Source organism: Litchfieldia alkalitelluris (assembly GCF_002153425.1).
In the GTDB taxonomy this organism is placed as follows: Bacteria; Bacillota; Bacilli; order Bacillales; family Salisediminibacteriaceae; genus Evansella; species Evansella alkalicola.
In genome coordinates this window covers 4,603,203-4,620,122 of the sequence record NZ_KZ119600.1, presented here as the reverse complement: position 1 = coordinate 4,620,122, position 16,920 = coordinate 4,603,203, and the positions used below count along the sequence as shown (strand labels likewise).

20 protein-coding genes are annotated in these 16,920 nt (G+C 38.2%); 8 read left to right on the top strand and 12 right to left on the bottom strand.

Annotated elements, in window-relative coordinates:
- Positions 1 to 105 precede the first annotated feature (105 nt).
- Complete coding sequence (locus BW724_RS21865) at positions 106 to 627, top strand: hypothetical protein (RefSeq protein WP_088077180.1); 522 nt, start codon at positions 106 to 108, stop codon at positions 625 to 627.
- 112 nt (positions 628 to 739) lie between these two features.
- Here the strand turns inward: BW724_RS21865 and BW724_RS21860 are convergent, their stop codons facing one another.
- Positions 740 to 952, bottom strand: coding sequence for a YwbE family protein (locus BW724_RS21860; RefSeq protein ID WP_088077179.1), 213 nt, complete (start codon positions 950 to 952; stop codon positions 740 to 742).
- Positions 953 to 1,202: 250 nt separating this feature from the next.
- On the opposite strand from BW724_RS21860, the gene BW724_RS21855 reads away from it, so the two are divergent.
- On the top strand, positions 1,203 to 2,186 hold the full coding sequence (locus tag BW724_RS21855; RefSeq protein ID WP_088077178.1) for an aldo/keto reductase: 984 nt from the start codon (positions 1,203 to 1,205) through the stop codon (positions 2,184 to 2,186).
- 1,003 nt (positions 2,187 to 3,189) lie between these two features.
- Here the strand turns inward: BW724_RS21855 and BW724_RS21850 are convergent.
- Positions 3,190 to 3,297, bottom strand: coding sequence for a YjcZ family sporulation protein (locus BW724_RS21850; RefSeq protein ID WP_140355059.1), 108 nt, complete (start codon positions 3,295 to 3,297; stop codon positions 3,190 to 3,192).
- Positions 3,298 to 3,530: 233 nt separating this feature from the next.
- On the opposite strand from BW724_RS21850, the gene BW724_RS21845 reads away from it, so the two are divergent.
- From BW724_RS21845 to BW724_RS21830, 4 genes are all read left to right on the top strand, one after another.
- On the top strand, positions 3,531 to 4,490 hold the full coding sequence (locus tag BW724_RS21845) for a dimethylarginine dimethylaminohydrolase family protein (RefSeq protein WP_235849043.1): 960 nt from the start codon (positions 3,531 to 3,533) through the stop codon (positions 4,488 to 4,490).
- A 475-nt stretch (positions 4,491 to 4,965) separates the two neighbouring features.
- Positions 4,966 to 5,313: a hypothetical protein gene (locus tag BW724_RS21840; protein ID WP_088077176.1), complete on the top strand. Its 348-nt coding sequence runs from the start codon at positions 4,966 to 4,968 to the stop codon at positions 5,311 to 5,313.
- Positions 5,276 to 6,106 (top strand): membrane protein insertase YidC, encoded by an 831-nt coding sequence (gene yidC / locus BW724_RS21835; RefSeq protein ID WP_088077175.1) that lies wholly within the window; start codon positions 5,276 to 5,278, stop codon positions 6,104 to 6,106. Before BW724_RS21840 ends, yidC begins: the two co-directional genes overlap by 38 nt.
- Before the next feature lie 244 nt (positions 6,107 to 6,350).
- The gene (locus BW724_RS21830) at positions 6,351 to 6,836 is read left to right on the top strand and encodes a hypothetical protein (protein ID WP_088077174.1); all 486 of its coding nucleotides are present in this window, start codon (positions 6,351 to 6,353) and stop codon (positions 6,834 to 6,836) included.
- 126 nt (positions 6,837 to 6,962) lie between these two features.
- Here BW724_RS21830 and BW724_RS21825 read toward each other — a convergent pair whose 3' ends face one another.
- From BW724_RS21825 to BW724_RS21805, 5 genes are all read right to left on the bottom strand, one after another.
- Entirely contained in the window at positions 6,963 to 7,817 is an 855-nt protein-coding gene (locus BW724_RS21825; RefSeq protein ID WP_088077173.1) for an SDR family oxidoreductase, read from the bottom strand.
- 251 nt (positions 7,818 to 8,068) lie between these two features.
- On the bottom strand, positions 8,069 to 8,293 hold the full coding sequence (locus BW724_RS21820) for a hypothetical protein (protein WP_088077172.1): 225 nt from the start codon (positions 8,291 to 8,293) through the stop codon (positions 8,069 to 8,071).
- A gap of 93 nt (positions 8,294 to 8,386) precedes the next feature.
- The gene (locus BW724_RS21815; RefSeq protein ID WP_088077171.1) at positions 8,387 to 8,710 is read right to left on the bottom strand and encodes a hypothetical protein; all 324 of its coding nucleotides are present in this window, start codon (positions 8,708 to 8,710) and stop codon (positions 8,387 to 8,389) included.
- 211 nt (positions 8,711 to 8,921) lie between these two features.
- Positions 8,922 to 9,194 (bottom strand): hypothetical protein, encoded by a 273-nt coding sequence (locus BW724_RS21810; protein WP_140355057.1) that lies wholly within the window; start codon positions 9,192 to 9,194, stop codon positions 8,922 to 8,924.
- A gap of 39 nt (positions 9,195 to 9,233) precedes the next feature.
- Positions 9,234 to 9,545 carry a hypothetical protein gene (locus BW724_RS21805; RefSeq protein ID WP_088077169.1) on the bottom strand — a complete coding sequence of 104 codons (312 nt, stop codon included), beginning with the start codon at positions 9,543 to 9,545 and terminating at the stop codon, positions 9,234 to 9,236.
- A gap of 375 nt (positions 9,546 to 9,920) precedes the next feature.
- Here BW724_RS21805 and BW724_RS24485 point away from each other — a divergent pair, with 375 nt between their 5' ends.
- Positions 9,921 to 10,148 (top strand): DUF5344 family protein, encoded by a 228-nt coding sequence (locus tag BW724_RS24485; protein WP_176371527.1) that lies wholly within the window; start codon positions 9,921 to 9,923, stop codon positions 10,146 to 10,148.
- A gap of 326 nt (positions 10,149 to 10,474) precedes the next feature.
- Here BW724_RS24485 and queF read toward each other — a convergent pair whose 3' ends face one another.
- Both queF and BW724_RS21795 read right to left on the bottom strand, forming a co-directional pair.
- A complete protein-coding gene (queF, locus tag BW724_RS21800; protein WP_088077168.1) occupies positions 10,475 to 10,978 on the bottom strand; it encodes a preQ(1) synthase in 504 nt (167 codons plus the stop codon).
- Positions 10,968 to 11,651 (bottom strand): queuosine precursor transporter, encoded by a 684-nt coding sequence (locus BW724_RS21795; protein WP_088077167.1) that lies wholly within the window; start codon positions 11,649 to 11,651, stop codon positions 10,968 to 10,970. The genes queF and BW724_RS21795 overlap by 11 nt, the downstream gene beginning before the upstream one ends.
- A gap of 229 nt (positions 11,652 to 11,880) precedes the next feature.
- Between BW724_RS21795 and BW724_RS21790 the strand changes: the two genes are divergently transcribed.
- Positions 11,881 to 12,252, top strand: coding sequence for a hypothetical protein (locus tag BW724_RS21790; RefSeq protein ID WP_088077166.1), 372 nt, complete (start codon positions 11,881 to 11,883; stop codon positions 12,250 to 12,252).
- Between the two features lie 70 nt (positions 12,253 to 12,322).
- Here BW724_RS21790 and BW724_RS21785 read toward each other — a convergent pair whose 3' ends face one another.
- The 3 genes from BW724_RS21785 to BW724_RS21775 all read right to left on the bottom strand — a co-directional run bounded on the left by BW724_RS21785 (position 12,323) and on the right by BW724_RS21775 (position 16,722).
- Positions 12,323 to 13,600: a serpin family protein gene (locus BW724_RS21785; RefSeq protein WP_176371526.1), complete on the bottom strand. Its 1,278-nt coding sequence runs from the start codon at positions 13,598 to 13,600 to the stop codon at positions 12,323 to 12,325.
- Positions 13,601 to 13,790: 190 nt separating this feature from the next.
- The gene (locus BW724_RS21780) at positions 13,791 to 15,746 is read right to left on the bottom strand and encodes an electron transport protein (RefSeq protein ID WP_088077164.1); all 1,956 of its coding nucleotides are present in this window, start codon (positions 15,744 to 15,746) and stop codon (positions 13,791 to 13,793) included.
- Positions 15,747 to 15,915: 169 nt separating this feature from the next.
- Positions 15,916 to 16,722: a DUF2935 domain-containing protein gene (locus BW724_RS21775; RefSeq protein WP_088078154.1), complete on the bottom strand. Its 807-nt coding sequence runs from the start codon at positions 16,720 to 16,722 to the stop codon at positions 15,916 to 15,918.
- Positions 16,723 to 16,920: the final 198 nt, after the last annotated feature.

Here is a 16,920-nt window from a genome sequence, read left to right as displayed (position 1 = left end):
CCAACTTCATACTTCCTCGTCTATTAAATTGACCGTTCATTTTTAAAAGCTTTTTATAGATAGCAATTTTGAGAAAATAGTCAATTATTAATAGGGGGAGTAGTCATGAAGATAAGGAAATTTTGTGGCTCTATGGTGTGTCTACTATTGTGCTTAACATTAGTTTTAGCTGGGTGTATGACAAGTGCTAGTGAAGGGGCCAATGCTACTTCGGAAACAAATGTCGTGAAGAGTGAACGAGCTGATGTTTTTCCACCAAATATGTTGGGGAGCTTTGAAGTGGAGGGAACAGAATATCCCTTGAATCCTGGTGCCCATCGCTGGGAGCGGAAAGTCGGTGATTCAATAGAAGAGTCCATGACAGATGCTGCAAGTCCTCTACAAATCGCCGAAACTAAGGATCCTGTTGTTTTGGAAAAAAATAGTGTGGTAACCTTTAATCTAGTAGACGATCCTACAGGAAATATTTATTTGTGGTATGAAGATGGTAGGAAATCAGTCTATCACAAGCTTCATGACAGTAACCCTATGACACTTCCAGATAGAGCAGGGGAATACATTTTTGAAGTGTTTGCAGTATGGGAAAACGGTGAAGTGTCGTATACCTTTGTCATAGAGGTGGAATGAGAAGACTGAGGGTGTGCCTATCAGATTTTTACTTCTTCTATTTTCAGAAGCGGTCAGTAGTAAGAATAAGCTCCTCAACGTCGGAATAGTGCGTAGGAGCTTTTTCTGTTACTTAGTCTGTTTGCGACTGGCTAGAAAGGATTTCCTTCACTCTTCCCACTTCTCCACTTTGTAAGCGTACCTTTATCCCGTGGGGGTGGTTACTAGATTTCGTTAATATGTCCTTTACAACACCTCTGGTAAGCTTACCAGAACGCTGATCCTGCTTTAAAACAATGTTTACCTCTACTCCAGGTGTGATATTATCGCGATTTTGTCCATTCATATTAAGAAAACTCCAATTCAAAGTATAATAGATCGTGCTTCTTTTAAATTACTTTATCATAGTTTTTGCAATAGGTACTGAAATATACATTAACACTTTCATGACGATAAGGTGAATTCGTTTGCAAAAATACCGGTGTTTGTGGGAGACTGTAATTGAATAGAGTGTTACATAATAAAGTTGTTAATCAAACGGCTATCAATCCCCAAATCTTATGGGATAAAAAAATTTTCAGGATGGTGGAAAAGATATGAATTATAGACAATTAGGAAACACAGATCTAAAGATCAGTCAATTAAGCTTTGGTACATGGGCAATTGGTGGTGCGTGGGGTAAAACCGATGATCAGGAATCCCTCAGAGCTTTGGATCGTGCCATGGATGCAGGTGTCAACTTCTTCGACACAGCAGACGTTTATGGTGATGGACACAGTGAGGAGCTCTTGGCAAAGGCAACAAAGGGCAAGGAAGACAAAATCCATGTTGCTACAAAATTCTGCCGTGCTGGTGATATCCATGATCCAAATAATTACTCAGAAGAATCAGTGCGAACTTACTTAGAAAACAGTCTTCGTCGCCTTCAGCGAGAAAGGGTTGACCTTTATCAGATTCATTGCGCACCATTCGATGTTCTGAAAAATGGGGCAGTGTTTGAAGTACTCGATAAATTGCAACAAGAAGGGAAAATTCGTCACTACGGTGTCAGCGTGGAAACGGTGGAAGAAGGGTTATTTTGCTTAGAAAACCCAAATGTCAAAGCACTTCAAGTGATTTTTAATATCTTCCGTCAAAAGCCATTAGAGCAATTATTTCCATTAGCGAAAGAGCGTGGCGTTGGAATCCTTGCACGTGTTCCTTTAGCAAGTGGACTTTTAACAGGAAAATTCACTAAGGCATCTTCTTTTGAAGCAGATGATCATAGAAACTTTAATCGTGATGGACAGGCCTTTAATGTTGGGGAAACTTTCGCAGGCCTTGCGTTTGATAAAGGTGTAGAGTTAAGTGAGAAACTTAACTGGATCGCTGATGGCAGAGGCAATATGACTCGTGCAGCATTACGCTGGATTATGGATCAAGATTCTGTAACATCAGTTATTCCAGGATTTAAAAATGTGAAGCAAGTGGAAGACAACCTTGCTGCATTAGAAGTTCCAAACTTTACAGAAGACGAGCTGAAGAAGCTGCAGGAATTCTATAAGCAAGAAGTTCACGAAAACATTCGTGGCGTTTACTAAAGAATTTAATTATGTTGGTGGAAACCAGTTTGGGTTTGTATAGAAAACTCAAGCTGGTTTTTTTTGTGAGGAGAACGAATACTCTTTAGAAGGGAGGGGAGGAGGATAGCTTTGGTCGATAAAAGTTGGGGTCATTTGCCCTTGAGTAGTCATGTCCAAGGTTGGGGTGATTGAAACTCGAGTTTAATCTCCCTTTGAGGAGGTTGTGTGCAGGGATTCGGTAAAATAAACTAGGTTTAATTTCCCTTTGAGGAGGTTGTGTGCAGGGATTCGGTAAAATAAACTAGGTTTAATTTCCCTTTGAGAAGGTTGCGTGCATGCTACGGGTAAATAAATTGGGTTTATTTTCCCTTTAGGGAGGTTGGAGCAGGGCTACGGTAAAATAAATTAGATTTAATTTCCCTTTGAGTAGGTAATGTGAATGCTACGGGTAAATAAACAGATTTAATTGCCTTTTGAGAAGGTATGAGCAGGGATTCGGTAAAATAAACTAGGTTTAATTCCCCTTTGAGTAGGTATGAGCAGGGATTCAGTAAAATAAATTAGATTTAATTTCCCTTTGAGTAGGTAATGTGAATGCTTCGGGTAAATAAACTAGATTTAATTGCCTTTTGAGGAGGTATGAGCAGGGATTCGGTAAAATAAACTAGGTTTAATTTCCCTTTGAGGAGGTTACATGAATACTTCGGGCATTAAGACCAGCTTTTACCTTCTACCACCCCTTCAACAAATTCAGGTACATAAAACTATTTTCCGATTATTGTAATAGAAATGACCCGACCCATGAAAAACATGGATCGGGTCTAAGAAGGAGGAATCACGATGGGTGCACATTCTGGACACGCAAGATTCTGCACAACGAACAAATACCGCACTACATGCCAGATGCTGCATATTAATATGATACTGCTATTGAGCAGACCATACAGGACAAGCACTCCACGCAGAATAAGAATTACATACATTCCACGTAGATCCACGCACTAAGGAGTCACACCACACACTAAGGAGTTACAACTACAGCGCCAATAATAACCAGAAGGACGAAGATTACTACAACAAAGGCAAATCCTCCTGCAAATCCTGTTCGTCTGCCATAATCGTGACTCATAAAAACACCCCCTTTCGTTGAGGGATAGTACATCATATGGTAAAGTTTTTTTTCGGACTAGATATAAATCCTAGTATTTTAATAAATGGTTGATAGAATCATAGACAAATAACAGGAACGACTGCTGCAAGGTAGTTAATCGAACCTATCCTCATGAGTTTCTTGACAAAAAAGGGGTTATGATTGATAGTCGTTTTAAGGAGAGGTAGATAATCGTGAGGAGGTAATCGAAAATGAGTATGAACAAAGTGAAAGTACAGGGAGAACGGTGGTTTCCGTCTGAGAATTCGTTTTCTGATGAGCTTAAGGATTTATGGGGTGATTGGTATTGTGATTCTGAGGTTGGAAAACTACGTTCTGTTCTCATGCACAGACCAGGGAAAGAAGTGGAAGGGATAACAGAACACAATTTTTCCGAGTACCGCTTCAGGGCTCCTATGAATCCAGAAAGGGCGAGATATCAGCAGGAGGCTCTAGCCGATGTCTATCGTAATCATGGGATTGATGTCCATTATGTTCAGAATCAGCGGGTTGACCGTCCAAACGCTATGTTCATGAGGGACTTGATGTTGATGACACCTGAAGGGGCCATCGTCTGCAGACCAGCAATTCCAGCACGCCGAGGAGAAGAACGTGCAGTAGCAGCGACATTAGCTTCTTTAGGCGTTCCAATTATTAAAACGATAAATGGTGATGGTTATTTTGAAGGTGCTAGTGCGATGTGGATTAATCGAGAAACAGTAATTATCGGAACGGGTAGTCGAACAAATGACTCAGGGGCAAGACAAGTGGAGGCAGAATTGCAGAATATTGGGGTAAAAAATATTATTCGTACAGAAATCCCATATGGGTCTATCCACCTTGATGGTTATATGAATATGGTGGGTGAAAATAAGCTTCTAGTTTTTCCGTGGCATGTGGGGTATGACTGTGCTAAAAAGCTGATGGATCTAGGAATAGAATTAATTGAACTTCATGATATTGAAGAATTAAAACAAGGAATGAGTATGAATTTCGTTGCGCTGGAGCCAGGGAAGGTTGTTACACCAGCCGGTTCACCAAACACAAAGGCACTGTTAGAAAGTCATGGTGTAGAGGTGCTGGAAGTAGAAATGGACGAAGTGATGAATGGCTGGGGAGCAATACACTGCATGACAGCTTTCTTAAAACGTGATCCCGTCCTGCCAAAATAATGAAACTTTTTATACATAGTAAACGATAGAAAGGGTATACTGGATATTTAGAGGATATTAATAAACTTTGACATTATCGGCTAAATACATGATGATAAGGATATTACGCTTTTTCACAATAATCCATGAAATAAGTATCATAAGTAAATAGATTAAAATAGATACTTCAGCTCTGTTTTAAGGATAGTGTTGATTTATAAACTGAATTTTGTGGAAGGTACACTCGTCCTTATTAGGATTAAAGGTAGACCTTTATGCAATTAGTAAAGAGACCATGGAGTATAAAACTTTATTTGTAATATTTTGTTGGAACAAATGGAGGTTTAAGAGACTCCTGTGGGAACAGCGGGCCAGGCAAGACCCCGCAGGAACGAGGAGGCTTGCGGTTCGCCCACGGAAAGCGAGTAAACCGTAGGCTGTTCCAACAAAAACTATTTCCACAGTAGGTTTCACTTAAAAGGAGGTGAATACAGAGATGATTTTCGAGTTTTCCAATGATCTTGTCCCTATACTTGTATCCATTAGTTTATACTTAACAGTTTTCGCAGCACATTTAATGAACAGCCTCGCGAAGGAATATGTTGTACAGCATCGTTACCGTTCCAACCAAGACATTCAGACTGCCCTATTTGAGGCAATGTCAGAAGATCAGAGCACAGAAGGAATGGAGCAGAGACAAAGTTTTATTACAAGGATTGTGAAGCGAAAGGAAGCCCCAGAAGATGATGGCGAATACCAGTTGTCCCCAACTCAATTAATTATGAAAACATTCGAGGAGGACAACAATGGAAAAGGAAAATCGTTCTGTATTCACAATCTTTAGAAGGTATGGTTTACTCATTTTAATTTTAGGTTTAATGGTGACACTAGCAGGCTGTGGTGCAACAAATGAACCAATTGACGCCGACACAGCAGGATTTTTTAATCACTATGTCGTTTACCCATTTTCATTTTCAATCAAGTTTTTCGCAGAGCTATTTAATGGTGACTATGGTCTGTCATTAGTCTTAATGACATTGCTCATTCGATTAGGCTTGTTACCATTGATGATGAAGCAGTCGAAGAACCAGCTTGTAATGCGAGAAAAAATGGCTGTTATTCAACCTGAAATGAAGGAAATTCAAGATAAATATAAAGATAAAAAAGATCAGCAGTCCCAACAGAAGTTGCAACAAGAAATGATGGGTCTCTACCAAAAACACAATTTTAACCCAATTGCATCGATGGGCTGTTTACCAATGTTAATTCAAATGCCGATTTTGATAGGGTTTTATTGGGCCATTATGAGAACCCCTGAAATCGCAGAGCACAGTTTTCTCTGGTTCAACCTTGGCGAGCGGGATATGATTCTCCCAATACTGGCCACAGCTGTATATTTCATTCAATTTAGAGTTTCACAGATTGGCGTAGTAGTCCAACCTGGACAAGAAGGAATGATGAAGGTGATGGGACTAGCAATGCCAGTGATGATGGGGATTTTCTCCTTCAACATGGCGGCCGCCCTACCTTTATACTGGACAGTTGGTGGACTGTTCCTTATCTTCCAGACGTTATTGTCGAAGATGATTTATAAGCCGAATACAACGCCAGCATTAAATCCATCTGTGGAAAAATAAAGTATATCGAGTTCGAATTTAAAAAAGTATATATATGAAAATCCAAAATAAAAATACTGAACTGCATCTCAATGGTTGGACACAGTCTAACTATTAGAGATGCTTTTTTTATTGGGTTGCTAATGGAGAATGTGACGATCGGCAGTGTTTTGCGAAAAAAATAGTATCATAACTTAACCAAGATAAGAAACTTCATGAAGCATTTGTCGTCTATAAAATAAAGGTTTAGGTTAGGGGTGGAGTTATGCGGAAATTAGTATTTCTTTTATTAATGATGGTCATTTTCAGTGCATGTAACACAACGAAGGAAGCTTTACCTGCCGAGAAACCTGAGGACTTTGCATTTTCTTTGAAGTATGGGATAACAGCAGCAAATGAGATAAATACATATGACAATACTTATACAAAAGATTTGGTGGAGGATGGAACTGCAACAACGGAATTGGTTCTGTCTGATGAGGAACTGGAAACTATTTATGAAAAATTTAGAAGTGCTGATGTTTTGGCGTTACCAGAAGAAAAAGGTGGATCAGCATGCATGGAGCCATATAATAGGTATGAACTCACCATGACTGCAAATGGTGAAGACTATCAATTAAGCTGGGATTTATCTTGCGAGTCAAGGGCCCTTAATAAGTGGGATAGAACCTTGAACGTTATAATCCGGGAAATGATATTCCCAAAAGAGGAGTACCAATCACTTCCTGAACCTACGGGTGGCTATGATTGATAGAATGATTTCAAATAGGTGTGCTTGAATCGTTTCATTTAAACGGCTCCGTACTAAATGGACGGAGCCATTTCTATATATCTTGTTTTGTTATATTAGTAGGCTGAATTCTTCACCAATTAATAATCAACGAAGCCCCACGAGTTTTTCACTTACTTCCCACAGCTTTTTTGCCACTGTTGGATCTTCTGCTTTCTTTGTTTTTACTACTTTACGATTGATGAAGTATTTTCCGCTTACACCAGCTACCTCAGGTGAAGTTGCCAAATAAATTGCCGTATCTGCCCCTTCTTCTGGTGTTTTAAAAAATGGGCGGAGCATTCTCACTATTGTTTTTCCAAAGCCAGTCTCTCGATCTATCCCAAGATTTGTTGCAACAGCGCCAGGGTGCAGGCTGTTTGCAGTGATATTGGTGTCTTCGAGGCGCCTTGCCAATTCATTTGTAAAAAGAATATTTGCGAGCTTTGACTGACCATACACGGAAAAAGTACGGTATTTTTTATGTTGAGTCTGTAAATCGTTAAAATCAATCGTACCAATTTTATGTGCACCAGATGAAACATTGATTATTCTTGCAGAACTAGCAGTCTTCAACTTTTCCAACAAAAGATTAGTCAGTAAAAATGGCCCGAGGTGATTCACGCCAAACTGAAGCTCAAAGCCGTCCCCTGTTTCTTTCCGCTTTGTAGTGATAATGGCTGCATTGTTTATGAGAACGTCTAGCTTAGGGTAGTTTAGATTGAACGTCTGGGCAAATTGCCGTATGTCTTCTAGATTGCCTAAATCACAAATATGTAAATCGACTGAATGATTGCCACTTTCTGAGACGACTTCCTGGCGTGCTGCTTCGCCCTTTTCTTTATTTCTACACATCATGACGACATGGGTACCCAATTTTGCAAAAGCGAGTGATGTGGCTTTGCCCATTCCTGAATTTGCACCAGTGACAAGCGTGATTTGCTGGTTTTCTCTAGGTTTCATTGGAATCCTCCTGTCTAGTGAAAAAATATGTATTAGAAGCATAACTTTGTTTTTTACACACACCTTGCATATACTCTTCCCTTAATAAAACCATGAAAAAAACCTCAGTACAATATGGAATTGTGACTGAGGTAGTAATTCGAAATTCGGGGACCTGGTCCCCGAATTTTTTGTGAACTCCAATCAAAATAGAGCACGGTTAACTATGACTTGTGCAGAACGTCATATTAGTGTACGAACCTAACCTATTATTACTTAAAGAAATAATCAAATCCATACAAGAGAACAGTAAGTATGAAAATAGCAATAATGGTTTGAGGCCAACTCATTTCTGTACTTTTAAAATATTTTGCTAATACAAAAATCCCAGTTGAAATTAAGAAAAAATATAACATTAAAATGCTCCCCATATCTTTATAGTTTAGGGTTTGGATGGACATTTCCATCAGGAAGAATGGTGAATAAGATTCTATCATTCCAAGATTCTCCACAGTCTTCGCTTATGTAAAGAAGAACTTCTTTTGTACCTAAAGAATGTGTATCTTAAAACTACACACTCCTTTTATTTTTTATGGTGAAAAACTAAATAGGATTCCTAACCCGATACCCAACAAAGTCTGTACGATAAAGAAAAATTTATTCCTTTTTATTTTTTTAAATAAACTTAAATCTCCATCTATATAAAAAACTTTTTCGTAAATGTCAGTAAATAAAATAGGGTATAATAAATATATTAAGTAAATCCCAGTATAATAACCAAGTAAAGATATAACACCTTCCCAATTATCAGTAAAAAGGAAATTAAATAACGTTAATAAAAGAATAATATAAAAAGGTAGGATAACAAATGCTAATATTTTATTCTTTTTATTTATTTTCTTTGGCTCCTCCATCTATTAAACCCCTTTTTTTCTCGTAACCATTGTTTGAACTTATTGTCATCCTTATCCTTATAATCTAAAATTCTTACACCACCAAGATTATCAATATCTATATAATTGGCTACCCCAAGTATCACCGTCGTTATCACTTATGCAAACAATTATTTACTGACTGACCGCCTTCGGAATTGGTGTCCCTACAATTGGAATTGCACCCAACGCACTATTTTTCACTACAGTACTTCCAACCTGTTTTACTGGAAAACTGGGTGTATTCGGTAAACCCCAAGAAGCATCCAACCCATTTTTGGAATAACTCACCTGCGTCAATGGTATTGATGATCTCAGTAATTTCATCATTTTTCTCTTTTCCATTCAGCTTTGGATTCCCTTCATCATACTTCACTCCACCAACAAAACTCATATACCCACTGTACATACTTAGAATTTTTAATTCGTTAGTAACAAATGGGCCGTGTATTTTCCTTTTTATCAACCTTTTGTTCTTATCGTTTATAAGATCTAAAAGGAACTTTTAAAAAAAGAAACCTGCAATTAACCCTAGTAATGTTAGGAAAATATAGTATGACTTATTCTTTTTAATTTTAATAATTAATGAACTATCCCCGTACTCAATGTAGATTTTAGAGAACTCCTCTTTTAAAAAAACAGGATACAAAAAATTAATAAAAAATACACCTATTGCTATACCTATTAAAGTAGTAAAATCTAAAAAAACGCCATTATATATAAAGTTTGATAAAGCTAGCAACAGCAAGATATAGCACGGCATTAAAATAAAAGCTAAAACTTTATTTTTCCAACATAGATCTTGGTAAATTATCAAAATCTATACCCCCTTAGTATCCAAACCTATCTCTCAATCATTAGGAAACTTCTATACTTAGTTGCTTTTTCTGCAAGAGATTTGGCGTCAGCTGGAATTAGGTTAGTTCCTGTGCCAGGATTGTAGATGGTCGGGTTTAGCAAACCTGACTAAATTGCATTTTATTGATTTGATATATATTTGCTAAGTTCCTGTACTCTATCAAGGATTGGGTGTAGTGTAGCCCATTGCCCTCGGTCTAAATCTTAGAGCTGATTTTTCCCCCTCTACATAGTTAACAGTAACAATTATATTAGATCTCGCCTATTTTTACCATAATAACCCAAGTAAAATTCTGTATTTTAACTAGGTGAATTTAACATATATAGAAATTTATTGTATAATAGCTCTATATCTCCAACATTGACTTTCCCATCAAAAACAAAAGGAAATAACTCAAATACAGTAATAACAAAATTAATCGAACTAAATCAAAGTATCAATCAAGCAATTGATACATATCAGTCATTGATTCTAAAGGATACTGACATTACAAAGCAGTCAGTACAAAGTTTAGTAGATACCGATAATAAACTAGCAAATCAAAGACAAAACAACTCCTGACTTTACTTAGTAGGTTTTTTTCCATTTTAATGATTGTTAATACGTAAATAACACTAGACAGTCTCATAAAGCCTTATAAGGTAAAATAAATGCACTTACTTAGGAGAAGTAATTGAAGCTATATATGATATATAGAGGTTATATGCAATGGATTCTATTAGAGGTGGATATTTATAACTGGATTTAAGGATCCATATAGTTTAAGAAAAGAGAGTGACCACTAAAATAATGGGCACTCTCTTGCATTTTTCTCTGGCTACATATACTCTCAGCTAGTCACATAAAGTAGTATCAAGTGCTAACAAATCTAAAAACCAGTAAGAACGTTATCTGTTATCAATCGTTTCTGGATACATATCATGGTTCATCATTCTATGCTCCGCCATTTTCTCGTACTTAGTCCCTGGCTTACCGTAGTTCGTGTATGGATCGATAGAGATTCCGCCACGTGGAGTGAATTTCCCCCATACTTCGATGTAACGAGGGTCCATCAGCTCAATAAGATCATTCATGATGATGTTCATGCAATCTTCATGAAAATCCCCGTGATTGCGAAAACTAAATAAATACATTTTCAGGGATTTACTTTCGACCATCTTTTTATCTGGAATATAACTGATATAGATTGTCGCAAAGTCTGGTTGACCTGTCTTTGGACAAAGACTTGTAAATTCGGGACAATTAAATTTTACAAAATAATCTCGGTAGGTATGTCTATTTTCAAAAGCCTCAAGAACTTTTGGATTGTAGTCAAAAATATAGTCATTGTCTTGGTTACCTAGTAATGTAACTTCTTCACTGCGATCATGTTCTTTTGCATTATGAGACATGAGCTGTCGCCTCCTCTGTCGTTTGTTTAGTAGAAGTATTCCCATTTAGCCATTTTACCGTTAAGTAAATGAATGGTGTGTCAGCTAAGGCAAAACCAATTTTCACCAAATATTGTGTTCCGATCATTGCAAATAATGCAGGTAATGGCATGGTGCCATAAAAGGCAATGAATACAAAGATACATGAATCCACTAATTGGCTAGTTAGGGTACTTCCGTTATTGCGTAACCACAAGTGCTTCCCTTTCGTCATTTCTTTGAGCTTGTGAAAAAGATGAACGTCCCAAAGCTGAGAAATGGAGTAAGCAATAAGTGATGCAGCTACCATACGAGGAACAGCGCCAAGGATTGCTTCGAATTCTGCTTGCATTGGCCAGTAACCAGCTGGTGGCAATGTAATCGCAAAATAGAAAAATCCAATCATCATCACATTGGATAAAAGTCCATAAATGACAACCCGTTTTGCAGTTGCCTTTCCATACACTTCTGAAATCGAATCAGTGATGAGGAAAGTCAGTGGGTAGGTGATGATACCTGCAGTCAGGACAATAGAACCAATGCTAAACAGCTTCGCTGAAATAACATTGGAAACGAGCAGAGCAGTAAAAAACAATGCGCAAAGGAGAATTAGCTTAAACTGCTTTGACTCATTGAAACCTTCGTAATTATTCATTTATAATCAGCTCCTAGTTTTTGTTTATAAAGCGAAGGATGGTTTCGAACTCCGCTAACATAATACTTTAACATAAAATATGAGAAATGGATAAGGAAAAATGTCACAAAATTGTCGGGGACCTGGTCCCCGACAATTTTGTAAATTATTTTTTCAGGGTTTCTTATATTTCCTTTGCCATTAACAAAGACTAAGGACAAACCTGCTAGGGATCAGGAGGCGAAAGGCTATGAGTGAATTTCTTGATAAGCTGGGTATGTTCTCAAAGCACTTAGGAGAGGGCGTATCGAAACTATTTAAGCACGGAGAAAAGCGCAACATTCGAATATGGGAATTGGCATCCTTTATTTTTGATCATCCTGACACGAGAAAGACAACACAGGAACTCCTTGGGCTTGTTTTTAATGAATATCGATTAACGATTGGACCTATTTCCCTAAAGCTTGAGACAAAAGGGGAAAATGATGAGCATATATTAGAATTACTGGCTATGGAACAAGGAGAAGAACTGTTTTCTTTTAAATCATATGAGGAAGATCAAACGGTGAAAGATAAATATGCTTTACCTGAATATGTGTATGTACACTTAGTTGAAGGGTAAATGTTCACAAAAAATTCGGGGACCAGGTCCCCGAACATTTTGTGAACTATTGGGCTTATTAATTACTATTTTAATCCATTGATGGATCAACCACATTTCCAATAAACATAACTACTCCAGTCTCTTCATGTATAATACGAAATAAAAATGGGCGATTCACATTCATGTGAAAATTGCTTGTTGGTACACCTCCTGCTGCCATTTCAACAACTGTCACTGCACCAGCTTCCGTCCCCTCTTCATCTACTGTAATAAAAGCATTCTGTAATACATCATCTATAAATAATGGCACCTCCTCAGACAAATTGGAGAAATCTGCTAAGTTCTCGTCCATTGCAATTTTCATTCCCATGTTTTTTAATGGGGTCGTTAAGCTTGAATTGCTTGAAAAGGAAAACTTGGGAAGATGGATAGAGCCTTCGTAATATGTACTTGGACTTGTCCATTCAATTTGTCCACTATTTAATTTGACGATTGTGTCCTCAAGTGTACTATTCTCTGAAGGCAATAAAACTTCCATTGAGAATTTCCCCATACGGTATGGAAGCCGAATTATTTCGTAATTTTCATTGATATCGTATTTATATTCTTTCCCTTGGGTCATGAAAGGAACAGTTACTGAACTACCGTCGAAAGTATGAAATTCCTTGTCCACTGTATATTCCGAAATAAATGGATCATGCCATTCGGCTAAAAAATAAACTGTATTTAGTAAAAACATCATAGTTTGTGGATCAATATGCTCTACTATGTTCTCAATATTTCCATTTGTTTTTTCTGCTACCCAATCATTTATATCTTGTTCGTTCGTTATCTCTTTAACATCTGCTTCATAAAAGTCTTCAATTAATTGGAGTGTCTCTTGGTTAAAGGTCACACCCTTCTTGTGCCAAATTGAATTGGCAGTATGTAATGTTATTCTCCTATGGCTATTTAAAGTATCAATCAATGCCATATGAACAGTATGAAGTTCTTCATCTGATAGCTGGGGAACGCCTAAGACGTCCTTCATTTCAGTTTTTGTCGGACCGACTGCACCTGCTGAAGTCATGGATAAGGTTGTTACAGCACTATATGGGCTGACCACGAGATTACTATCATATTGAAATAACTCCTGTAATAGTGAATTTGAAAAGTCTTGCATGCCTGCACCTATTTTGGTTCTCATATCGTCCGTAGATAATTGCCCCAAGACTTCTTTGTTTATAAAATTGCTTTCAATTTCTAATTCAGATCTTAATTTACTTTGTTCTTCGTCGATTACTTCACTAGATGCTCCACAACTAGCTAAAAATAGTATGGAGAACAGCAGAAGCAGAAGTAGGAAAAACGATAACAGTTTGTTCATTCCACATACCCCCATTGAAAGTAACTTCAATAACTCCAATTCAAACCTAACCTATTTAGCTTAAAAACTAAAATGTTCAAAAATTCACATGATGTATTAGTTAAATTTTATCACAGTATTATCTAAATAGTTAGAAAATATTGTTCACAAAAAATTCGGGGACCAGGTCCCCGAATTTTCCCCGAACTTTTTAGTTCCCTTCTATTTTCGTCAGCGATATTAAGAAATCGATCACTGCTTCCCTTTCTTCTTCTGTAAACCCTGCTTCTTCATCTATCCAATGTTCATGCCCTTCACCAGTTACGTGGGCTTTTTGCAAATTGGCATTCCCTTTATTTGCTGCCACGACTTTTTCACGCAACTTCCTATCTAACAAAGCCTGCAAGCTGTTACGTGGGTCAGGTAGTACAGCCTTGTCCAACGTGCCAGGAATCCCAATATCTTTTTCCATATCAGGCCCGACAGCTACACCACCATCATGCAAATATGGTGCAGACCAAGCTAAGCCAATGAGTCCTTTTACCTTGTAGCCACCGTCATTCCCTTGGGCTAGAACGAGTTCCAATGTTTCCTCATCTAAATGGTCAGTAGGAACTTCTAAGATTTTTGCGTCGTCAGGTATTGGGACTGGTGTGTCGGGAGAATAAATAAGTGATTTATCTAACAGTTTTACCGTGTCTCGGAAAGCTTTAGCCCTAGAAGGTTCTGTCTTTACCTTCTCTTGCGGTATAACTTGATGATTCGTGTATCCCCTACCCGCATGGCAAGAGGTACAACCAGCTGTTTCAAACACTTCTCGCCCCTTATGAATACTCTCTGTCGCGACCTCCTCAGGAGATGGGGGCCTTAACATGTTTTGAAACGCAGACATAGCGTTGATTTGCTCGGCCACATTAAACCCAGGAGAGCTTACAATCGTTCCATTAGGCGAAAACAACGAGAGTTTTGGAAAATGTGGTGGTCGTATCATTTCATTAACCCCTGGAACCTCAGGTGAATCATCAAGTTTGGCGAAAAAGTCAGATGGCTTCATATCACTCTCGGGATCATACCGATAGTCTGGACTAGCTGAGTTTTGCAGGATAGTGCCTATATAAACTTCTTTATCAATATCAAAAAGCTCATTACTTTGCTCAAACTGTGCCAATAAGTCAGAATTTTGGGCGTGCACATTATTGTTAAGGGAGCTAAGTCCACGAAACGGACCAACACTAGCAAATCCATTCCATCCATATGGATGGTCTTCAAAAGTGAAGGAATCAGGAATTTGAGTTGGATTGTTCGTTAAATCCATCGTGGAATCAAAGTTCCCCTTTGGCCAGCTAGCTAAATACTCGTCAACAGCCGCTTCAAATTTTTCAGCATCAGGTAAAGGTTCTTTACCACCATCACTCGTTTCCACTTCACGGGTAACATCCTCTACATACTTCTCGACTGCTTCCACTTCTGTGTTTGTAAAATATGCGGCGGAGTTAGGTGCGAGCGCAAGAACCATTCCAGCGTTAAAATTGGCGTTAGGCGCGCCTTCAACGATTTTTCCCGATGACTCATCCACCGTAGCATGGCAGGAGGCACAACTTGCGCCCACCTGAACTTTCCCTCTGGAATAACTGATAGGCACGCCCATTGGAGACAGTGCGCCTTTCGGTAGGTCGAGGCCAGTATCAATGAGCTCGCCTTTTTTATACGTTCTATCTCCGATTGTGATGTCCTTTGCTAACGCCACTTGAAGGTTGTTGGTTGGTTCTCCTGATAGCTTTTGTTTAATGATTGCCTTCGACATGGACCAGAGGGTAATACCCCCATCAAGAACACCTAAAATTTCAGTCATATACTCTTCATTGTTAAAGGTTTCAGTATAGAATTGTTCTCGACCAAACTGAATGAAGTCCTCATCAACTCGAACAGCTCCACTTTCAGGAGATAGCTGATGACTATCGATATTTGAATGGATCATTTGACCAGAAGGGTTGTTGTTGTTAATAGGTACCATTTCTCCCCAAACATCATAGCCATTAAAATATGCTCTAGTATCATTTAAAAGATCGTCTTCATCAGGAATATAAGCATATTCAAACTCTATGTTGTAAGCAATGACAGCTAAAAACACGATTGCTATCGCCAGAATCCACCACCGTTTACGCATTACTCAAACTCCTTTCTTTTGCAATAAATCCATAACCTTACTTTGTTACTAAATGTCACAATATATACAAGGACCAGGTCCCTGAACTTTTGTTCAGGGACCTGGTCCTTGTACTTTCTTGTACTTTATTTGACGATTTCCATCTTCCACACATCAATCCAAAAGTATTCTACTCTGTCCTTGGTGTTGTAGGATCGCATTCAGGCAGCTCAAGCTCTGTCGTTTCAGCAAGTTTCATTAAATAATAGCATTCTTCACGGGCCATATGATCTGCCATGAGGGGGGATAATACACCTAAGCTTTCTTTGTTTAATCTCATTTCCTCTAACTCATTTAGGAATGTTTTAAATACAACCATCTCTAATTCAATATCTTTATGGAACTTTTCCAAAGCGGGGAAATGCTTCACGTTTGCTCGTAAATAACCAGTTAACTCGACTGCTTTAAAATAGAAATCTTCCCAATCCTTTTTAAACTGCTCGCTTTTGTAGCGTAAATCATATTCCACGTGATCCAGATTATCAGTGATGGCGCCAGCGTGACCTGCAGCATCTAACAACCAAATGAGGTCGTGATGTAAGGGGTGTACCTTAGGGGGAAGCTCCCCATTTACAAGGGAGGTCAATACTCTTATTGCTTCATCTACTTCGTTAACCATATGGTTGAGAAAAGACGGCGGGAGTTGAATTTTTACGTCACCAACTAAATGATCTTTAATTATATCTAATTTCAAGCTCCTTATTTCTTTACTATAATTCAAGGATTCATTTAATACGGAGGATAGTTGTACATTAGTTAAGGGGTGCCTTACATTATCTAGCAGTTTATCAAATTTGTTTATAAAAGATTGGGCCCTCTCTACATAAACCTTTTCACTTGGAGACAGTGAATCATGAATGAATCTTCCATGATCCCCAAGTACTTGCATCCAAAAACGCATCTCGAACAAAGCCTCTTTACGAAAAGTTTCAGTCATCCTCATCAATCACCTCCATGGTTTTGCTATGTAAAATTATATGAAGAAGAAACATAATAATGAATACTTAAATAAAATAGTTTTACCTTAGTACATTAGTCTATTTCACGAAAAGATAAGTGCGACACTGCTCATTCCTCGAGTGTCTTCTTTTCCGCAGGGGCTAACCCCTGCCCTCCCATACGATAACTCCTGACT

What these genes read in the sequence shown, in the direction of transcription:
- BW724_RS21825 (WP_088077173.1), bottom strand. Translation starts at nt 7,817, where the DNA reads ATGAAACCTAGAGAAAACCAGCAAATCACGCTTGTCACTGGTGCAAAT.
- BW724_RS21845 (WP_235849043.1), top strand. Translation starts at nt 3,531, where the DNA reads ATGAGTATGAACAAAGTGAAAGTACAGGGAGAACGGTGGTTTCCGTCT.
- BW724_RS21830 (WP_088077174.1), top strand. Translation starts at nt 6,351, where the DNA reads ATGCGGAAATTAGTATTTCTTTTATTAATGATGGTCATTTTCAGTGCA.
- BW724_RS21780 (WP_088077164.1), bottom strand. Translation starts at nt 15,746, where the DNA reads ATGCGTAAACGGTGGTGGATTCTGGCGATAGCAATCGTGTTTTTAGCT.
- BW724_RS21790 (WP_088077166.1), top strand. Translation starts at nt 11,881, where the DNA reads ATGAGTGAATTTCTTGATAAGCTGGGTATGTTCTCAAAGCACTTAGGA.
- BW724_RS21815 (WP_088077171.1), bottom strand. Translation starts at nt 8,710, where the DNA reads ATGGAGGAGCCAAAGAAAATAAATAAAAAGAATAAAATATTAGCATTT.
- BW724_RS21855 (WP_088077178.1), top strand. Translation starts at nt 1,203, where the DNA reads ATGAATTATAGACAATTAGGAAACACAGATCTAAAGATCAGTCAATTA.
- queF (WP_088077168.1), bottom strand. Translation starts at nt 10,978, where the DNA reads ATGTCTCATAATGCAAAAGAACATGATCGCAGTGAAGAAGTTACATTA.
- BW724_RS21860 (WP_088077179.1), bottom strand. Translation starts at nt 952, where the DNA reads ATGAATGGACAAAATCGCGATAATATCACACCTGGAGTAGAGGTAAAC.
- yidC (WP_088077175.1), top strand. Translation starts at nt 5,276, where the DNA reads ATGGAAAAGGAAAATCGTTCTGTATTCACAATCTTTAGAAGGTATGGT.
- BW724_RS21840 (WP_088077176.1), top strand. Translation starts at nt 4,966, where the DNA reads ATGATTTTCGAGTTTTCCAATGATCTTGTCCCTATACTTGTATCCATT.
- BW724_RS21865 (WP_088077180.1), top strand. Translation starts at nt 106, where the DNA reads ATGAAGATAAGGAAATTTTGTGGCTCTATGGTGTGTCTACTATTGTGC.
- BW724_RS21795 (WP_088077167.1), bottom strand. Translation starts at nt 11,651, where the DNA reads ATGAATAATTACGAAGGTTTCAATGAGTCAAAGCAGTTTAAGCTAATT.
- BW724_RS21785 (WP_176371526.1), bottom strand. Translation starts at nt 13,600, where the DNA reads ATGAACAAACTGTTATCGTTTTTCCTACTTCTGCTTCTGCTGTTCTCC.
- BW724_RS21820 (WP_088077172.1), bottom strand. Translation starts at nt 8,293, where the DNA reads ATGATAGAATCTTATTCACCATTCTTCCTGATGGAAATGTCCATCCAA.
- BW724_RS21775 (WP_088078154.1), bottom strand. Translation starts at nt 16,722, where the DNA reads ATGACTGAAACTTTTCGTAAAGAGGCTTTGTTCGAGATGCGTTTTTGG.
- BW724_RS21850 (WP_140355059.1), bottom strand. Translation starts at nt 3,297, where the DNA reads ATGAGTCACGATTATGGCAGACGAACAGGATTTGCAGGAGGATTTGCC.